The organism is Nonomuraea diastatica (assembly GCF_004349015.1).
Taxonomy (GTDB): domain Bacteria; phylum Actinomycetota; class Actinomycetes; order Streptosporangiales; family Streptosporangiaceae; genus Nonomuraea; species Nonomuraea diastatica.
This window is the reverse complement of sequence record NZ_SMKP01000344.1, coordinates 1-4,237: the sequence shown is the minus strand read 5'-3', so window position 1 is coordinate 4,237 and position 4,237 is coordinate 1. Positions and strand designations below refer to the sequence as shown.

Genomic DNA, 4,237 nt, shown 5'->3' with positions numbered 1-4,237 from the left:
AGGTACGCAACACGTCGTGCCGGTCGATCACCGTCTGCAGTGCGGCGAGGAATCCGTCGAGGTTCTCCCGGGTGTCAATGGCCAGGAGGTTCGACAGCACGTAGACGTCGTGCTCCGGCGACATCAGATGGTGGAAGAGCATCCCCTCCTGCAACGGCGCCAGAGGGTAAATGTCCTGCACATTCGCGGTCCCGCCAGGGATCTGCGCGACGATCCGGTCGATCTGCTCCTGACTGAGGTCGACCAGCGGCAGCAACTCCGGCGTGATGACCGTGGTGTCCTCGGTGATCAGGTTGGCCGGGACCACGACCGCCTCAACAGGCGCGCTACTCACCGACTCGGCCAGCCCAGCCACCGTCGGTGCGGCAAACAGAGAACGCACATCACACGTGATCCCGCGCTCGCGCAGGCGTTCCACCAGCGACACCGCCAGCAGCGAATGCCCACCCAACGCGAAGAAATCATCGAACCGACCGACCCGCTCCACCCCCAGCAGCTCCGCCCACACCCCGGCGATCGCCTGCTCGATCTCCCCCTCCGGCTCCTGATAACCCATCCGCGCATACGCGTCACCGTCCGGAGCGGGCAGCGCCTTGCGGTCGACCTTGCCGTTCGGGGTCAAGGGCAGGGTCTCAAGAGCCACGAACGCAGCCGGAACCATGTAACCCGGCAGGTCAGCCGTAAGGCGTTCACGCAGGCCGGCCGCGCCGACGCCGTCGCCGACGTAATAGGCGACCAGGTCCCTGCTCACCACCGCCTGCGACACTCCCGGCACCCGCAGCAGAGCCGCCTCCACCTCACCAGGCTCCACCCGGAAACCACGGATCTTCACCTGGAAATCGTTACGACCCAGGAACTCAAGCGTCCCGCCCGGCAACCACCGACTTAGGTCACCCGTGCGATAGAGCCGACCCCCCACCTCCAAGGGATCAGGCACGAACCGAGCCGCCGTCAATTCCGCACGATCCAGATACCCATGCGCAGTGCCCAAACCGCCCAAATACAGCTCACCCACCACACCGACCGGCACCGGCCGCCCCCGGCCATCCAACAACCGCACGAACCGGCCCGCGACCGGCCGACCGATCGGAACACCCCCAGTCGGCGCCTGCCCGATGTCATGCATCACGGCGAACGTGGTCGTCTCGGTGGGGCCGTAACAGTGCAGCAGCCGCACCCGCCCGCCCTCAGCCAGCAGGCGGGCGAACGACGCCGGTTCGGCCCGCTCACCACCGGTCATCACACACCGCAGCCCCGCCAGCACATCAGGGATGGCCGCCACGTACCGGTCGAAGAGACGAGTGGTCAGAAACAGCACCGACACCGACGCCGCCTTCAGCAGCGCCCCGAACTCGCCCGCGTCGAGCACCTGCGACTCGCCGATCACCGCGATCCGGGCGCCGTTCAGCAGCGGCCCCCAAATCTCCCAGGTGGAGGCGTCGAACGCCGGATTCGCCGCGAACGCCACCACATCATCACCGGTCAGAGTCAGGAAACCGTTGTCGACCACGAGGGAGACGATGTTGGCGTGCGACACCACCACACCCTTGGGCGCGCCCGTCGAACCCGAGGTGTACATGACATAGGCTGCGTCCGACGCCGACACCGGCAGACCGGGATCGGTGGTGTCGACGCCGTTGAGAACATCGGCCAGGCCATCGAGCACCACGACCGGAACGGAGTCGGCAACGATCCGTGCTACCCGCGCCTCCGGGTAGCCCATGTCCACCGGCACGTAGACACCGCCGGCCTTCAAAATGCCCAGGAAGACGGCCACCAGCTCGGCACTACGCGGAGCACGCACCACCACCCGCGCACCCCGGATCACCCCCAGCTCGCGCAGCCGGTTCGCCACCCGGTTCGCCATCACATCCAGCTCGGCGTAAGTCCACTCACCGACCGCCACCGCACCCGGCGAACGCCGCACCTGCGCCGCGAACACCTCCGGCACACTCAACCCCACCGGCACCACCGGCACCACCGGCGACGGATGCCCGTACGCCACCACCTCACGCCGTTCGGCCTCCGACAGCACATCCAGCTCGGCGAGCGGACGATCGGCAGTGGCCAGCTCGGTGAGAGCCCGGCCGAGCAGCGCGCAGACACTGGCCGGGTCGATCGGGGCCCTCGTCTGAGCGGTGACCTTGAACTCGTCGCCACCGTCGTCGATCGACGCCACCAAGGGGTAGTTGGTGCGCTCCTGGCTGGACAGTGCCTCGACGCCCGGCCACGCCACGGTCTCGTCACCGCGGTCAAGGGTGTTGTGCCGGTAGTTCAGCAGGCTGGTGAACAGCGGGGTTCCGGAGGGCAAGCCGCTGCACCGCTGGGCCAGGCTCAACGGGGCGTGCTCGTGCCGGATCAGGCCGGTGAGCAGGCGATGCGCCTCTCGGACACCGGTGCCGACGGTGAGATCGGTGACGTCGAGCCGCACCGGCAGAGTGTTGATCGAGGCTCCGACACCACGGCGGCTGCCCGCGTCACCCTGCATACGCCCGAACAGCACCGTGCCGAACACCACATCATCACGACCGCTCAGCCGGGCCACCACCAGCGCCCACGCCAGGTGGAAAACAGCGGCCGCCGACACGCCGGACCGACGGGCCAGATCACGGACCGCGTGGTCGGTGCCCGCGTCCAGCGTCATGCTCGCCTCGGTGACGTCTGTGCCGTCGCCGTGGACGTCGAGGATGCCGTACGGAGCGGTCGGCTCGCCGATCCCGGCGAGCATGCCGGTGAAGAACTCTTCGTGCTCGGCCTCGGAGATGCCCAGCACCGCCTGCGCGACCACGTTCCGGTACGGCACCGGCGCGGGCAGCTCATCGGCGCGACCGGCCATGATCGCACCGACCTCGCCCACGATGGTCTGCAGCGAAGTGTTGTCATCGATGACGTGGTGCATCAGCACCAGCAGCAACCACCGGTCATTCGCCGCGTCGTGCGCCGTCAGCACCCGAACGAGCGGAGCGGTGCCGAGATCGATCCGCTTGTCGACGCCGGCCAGCTCGGCGGCATCGACCTGCTCCACGGTGAGCCGAGCGTGCCGGTGCACGACCTGGACAGGGCGGGACACCCCCTCCCAGACCAGCGAGGTGCGCAGCACGTCGTGCCGGTCGATCACCGTCTGCAACGCCTCCAGGAACTCGTCGAGGCGCTCCCGGGTGTCGATGGCGAGGAGGTTCGACAACACGTAGGCGTCGCTGTCCAGCGACATCAGGTGGTGGAAGAGCATGCCCTCCTGCAGCGGCGCCAAGGGGTAGATGTCCTGGACGTTCGCGGTCCCGCCAGGGATGTTCGCGACGATCCGGTCGATCTGCTCCTGGGACAGCTCGACCAGCGGCAGCAGCTCAGGCGTGATCACCGCGGTGTCCTTAGTGATCAGATTGTCCGGGACCGTGAGCAGGCCGGATTCGTCGGCCGCGGCCAGTCCGGCCACGGTCGGATGGGCGAAGACCGTACGAACATCGCACGCGATGCCGTGTTCGCGGAGGCGTTCCACGAGAGTGACGGCCAGCAGGGAGTGGCCGCCGAGCGCGAAGAAGTCGTCGTACCTCCCGACCCGGTCGATGCTGAGGAGCGCGGCCCAGACCTCGGCGATGACCCGCTCGACAGGCCCCTCAGGTTCCTGGTAGCCGGCACGGGCGAAGGCATCGCCGTCCGGAGCGGGCAGCGCCGCCCGATCCACCTTGCCACTCGGGGTCAACGGCATGACCTCGAGCGCGACGAACGCAGCCGGAACCATATAACCCGGAAGCTCAGCCGTCAGGTGCTCGCGCAGGCCGGCCGCGTCCACCCCTTCGCCGACGTAGTAGGCGACCAGGTCCTTGTTGACCGCAGCCTGGGACACTCCTGGCACCCGCAGCAGAGCGGCCTCGATCTCGCCCAGCTCGACCCGGTAGCCACGGACCTGGACCTGATCGTCGTTACGGCCCACGAACTCCAGATCACCGCTCGCGCTCCACCGGGCCACATCACCAGTGCGATACATCCGCTCCCCGCCACCGGCGAACGGATCGGCCACGAACCGCGACGCGGTCAACCCAGACTGACCCAGATACCCACGCGCCAGACCCGCACCACCGACATACACCTCCCCCGCCACACCCGCCGGCGCCGGACGACCCGCCCGATCCAGCACATAAATGCGCAAGTCCGGGATCGGGACACCGATCGGACTGACCACATCCAGGTCGGCCGGAGTGATCGGCCGGTAAGTGACATGCACCGTCGTCTCGGTGAT

At 68.0% G+C, this 4,237-nt stretch carries 1 protein-coding gene and 1 pseudogene; both read right to left on the bottom strand.

Annotated features, from left to right (window positions below):
• On the bottom strand, positions 1-4,036 hold a 4,036-nt coding region (locus E1294_RS51150; protein WP_342775165.1), incomplete at its 3' end, for an amino acid adenylation domain-containing protein.
• A gap of 24 nt (positions 4,037-4,060) precedes the next feature.
• A pseudogene (locus E1294_RS58735) lies at positions 4,061-4,222 on the bottom strand (AMP-binding protein); the annotation flags it as partial.
• Positions 4,223-4,237 lie beyond the last annotated feature (15 nt).